Genomic DNA, 3,150 nt, shown 5'->3' with positions numbered 1-3,150 from the left:
GGAAGGCGATGAGAGTGTCCGGTGGGTGGTAGCGGCCAGTTTGGCTGGTGATCGGCGCGGTTCGGTCGAGCGCCTGTTGTTTGAGAACGAGGTCGGCCTCGAGGTAGATCTGGGTGGTGGCAATGTGGACATGGCCTAGCCAGAGCGCGATGACGGTGATGTCGATGCCCGCGTGGAGAAGTCGCATGGCAGCGGTGTGCCGTAGGACGTGGGGCGTGATGTTCTTGGTGTTTAGTGATGGGCAGGACGCTGCGGCGGTGGTGACGTGAACGTTGACCCGTTGGGCGATGGAGTCCGGGCTCATCCGGCTGCCGCGATTGGTGGGGAACAGCGGGTCCTGAGGGTTGCCTGCCCGCTCTCGGACCCAGGCTCGCAGGGGCCTTATGGCGCTGGTGGTCAGGGGTGTGATGCGGTCCTTGCGGCCCTTTCCTTGGCAGTAGACGTGGGCACCGGCATCGAGGTGGATATCTCGGCAGGTCAGCCCGGTCAGCTCGGAAGCCCTGAGCCCCGTTTCGATCGCCACGTGCAGCAGCGCGTGGTCTCGTCGCCCGGTCTTGGTGCTCAGATCCGGTGCGGCCAGGATGGCTTCGACCTCGTTGTCGGTGAGGTAAGTGACGATGGTGTGGTCACCAAGTTTGGTGGGAATAGCCAGGACTCGTTGGATGTCTTCGGCGTGTTCGGGATGACGCAGAGCCGCGAACCGGAACAACGAGTGGATCGCGGCGAGACGCACATTGCGGCTGCGGACGCTGATGCCTCGGGAGCTTTCGAGGTGATCGAGGAACGCCGCGATCATCGGCGCATCGAGTTGAGCGAAATCCAAACGGTGGCAGGGTGTTGCGGATCGGTCGGCGGCGTAGGCCAGCAGCATCCGCGCCGAATCGCGATAGGACGCGATCGTGTGCGGGCTGACTTGCCGTTGCCGCAGCAGGTAGTCGGTGAAGAACGCTTGCACGGTGCCCGCGATCGACGTCATGATCGACCTCCTTGTGCCGCATGCCGTTCGAGCCGCCCGGCCGCTTGGGCCATCAATTCCGGGGCCGCGTGTAGATACCAGTAGGTGTGATCCGGGGAGACGTGCCCGAGATAGGTCGACAACAACGGCAACCGCGCCGCCACGTCGCCGCCGTCGCGATACCAATCCAGCAGGGTCGCGACGGCGAACGTGTGCCGCAAATCGTGCGGCCGGGGTCTGCATCGTGGTGACCGGGCCGTGAGCCCCGCCTGTCGGACCATTCTTCTGAAGGCATGCCCGACATTGCAGGACAGCAGCCGCGTCCCGGCGGCCGACACCAGCAGGGCTTCGCTGCCCGGCTTCCGGAATGCCCGATCCCTAACCGTTCGATAGCTTTTCAGGGCGGCAGTCGTGGTGGGGTGCAATGGAATCTGTCGTGACTTGCCGGCCTTGCCGCAGCGGACCACGAGAAGCCCGCGGACCGCGTCGAAGTCGTTATCGTCGAGGGCGATCACCTCGCCTTGTCTCATCCCGGTGACCGCCAGCAGACCGATCAGTGTCGCGATCGTGGCCCGCCTCAACGCCGTTGACAGACTGGCGGTTTGTTCGATGAGCGTGATGATCTCGGCATCGGAATACAGATACGGTACGACCCGGGCGGGCGGGCCGCCGAATAGGCCGGGCGGAGGGACCTCGACGGCAGGATCGAGTGTGTGCAGGTAGGCCGCGAATCCCCGCAGCGGCCCCATCCGAGCCCGTAACCAGCTCGGGCTTGCGTTCTCGGGCAAACGAACCCATGCGAGCGCGTCGGCAACGGTGATCGTGTGCTTGTCCTGGCCCTCGAGCCAGTCGAGGAACTGGATCAGCAGCTTGGCGTCGCGTCGCAGCGTGAACCCCAACGACCGCCGGAGCTCCAGATAGTCGGTTAAGGCAGCGCGCAACTCGGTCATGACGCGCCACCCACCGGCCACGGCCGCGCGAGTGCACGAAGCCCTTCGACGTCGACCTTCGCATAGATTGCGGTGGTCAACGGTCGGCGGTGACGCAGCACCTGGCCGATCTCGGTCAGCGGTGCCCCGGCAGTCAACATCGAGCTGGCTGCGCTGTGACGCAGCCGATGCGCATGCACGACGCCCAGCCCGGCTCGCAAGGCGACCTCGGCGACCACTTGGGTGGCACCGACACTCGTCAGTCCCCGGTGTGGTGCCCGACGCCGAATGAATAAGCAGCGGTCGAGGGCATCAGGTGGTCGGTCGCGCCGCAGATAGTCCACGATCGCCTCGCCAATGTCGACCGGCAGGGGAAGACGATCGCGACGCCCGCCCTTGCCGGTGACCGTGATTTCACCTCGCCGCCAATTGATATCGTCCAAATTCATCGCAGCGACCTCACCGCATCGCAACCCGACACGTGACATCAACAGCAGCATCGCGAAGTTGCGCCTACCCGCGCCTGATCCGCGGTCACACGCCGTCAGCAGGGCGGCCACCTCAGCCGGCTTCAGCGCTTTGGGCAACCCCGGATCGCGATAAGCGACTCTCGGCACGGCGTCGGCCAGCGACGTCACGGTCAGTCCCTCGAGGTACCAAAACCGCAGCAAAGCCCGCATCGCGCTGGCCATCCGCTGTGTGGTTTTAGGTGCCTGCCCAGGTGCTCGAGCCCGAATGAAGCCGGTCACGTCGCTCGCTTCGATAGCGATCAACCCCTGCCCGCCGTCGTCGACGACGTGCTGTTCGACGAATGGCCGGACATGGTCGACATAGCCGCGGACCGACGCAGCACCCATTGCCCGCTCACCCAACAGATAGGCCTGGAACCGGTCCAACCAGGCCTCGGCCGGTGTCAGCACCATCGGTGCAGGACTCGACGTGACTCCAGCTTCCCGAAGATGGATCAGCAACGGCGCGAACGCTTTCGCCGATTGAGGGCGACGATGGCCTCGAGCGTGGCGGGCCGTCAGATACCGGTCAATCATCGGCGGAGCCAGATCCACGGCGTCGATCCCCTGATCAGCCATCCACCGACTCAGTTGCGCGATCCAACCCAACTGGCAGGCAGCAGAATTAGCCGTATAGCCCTGGCGCTCCAGGTCTGCGGCGAAACCGGCCGCATACGGCTCCAACGGTCCCACCACGAACGAACGCAGCACGTGAATCATGACGCTCTCCTCTCCGGTAATGGAGATCAAGCGTCCG

The 3,150-nt window shown here is 64.8% G+C and carries 3 protein-coding genes; all 3 read right to left on the bottom strand.

From position 1 onward, the window contains the following. The coding region (locus K6T84_RS23735; protein ID WP_329786986.1) for a tyrosine-type recombinase/integrase at nt 1–976 on the bottom strand (976 nt) is incomplete at its 3' end. Then, on the bottom strand, nt 973–1,905 hold the full coding sequence (locus tag K6T84_RS23730; RefSeq protein ID WP_329786985.1) for a tyrosine-type recombinase/integrase: 933 nt from the start codon (nt 1,903–1,905) through the stop codon (nt 973–975). The genes K6T84_RS23730 and K6T84_RS23735, both read right to left, overlap by 4 nt. After that, a partial coding sequence (locus tag K6T84_RS23725) for a tyrosine-type recombinase/integrase (protein ID WP_329786984.1) occupies nt 1,902–3,150 on the bottom strand: 1,249 nt, incomplete at its 5' end. The genes K6T84_RS23730 and K6T84_RS23725, both read right to left, overlap by 4 nt.

This window comes from Mycobacterium zoologicum (assembly GCF_020181635.2).
In the GTDB taxonomy this organism is placed as follows: Bacteria; Actinomycetota; Actinomycetes; order Mycobacteriales; family Mycobacteriaceae; genus Mycobacterium; species Mycobacterium zoologicum.
The sequence above is the reverse complement of the archived record's forward strand: the minus strand, read 5'-3'. Positions and strand labels throughout refer to the sequence as shown.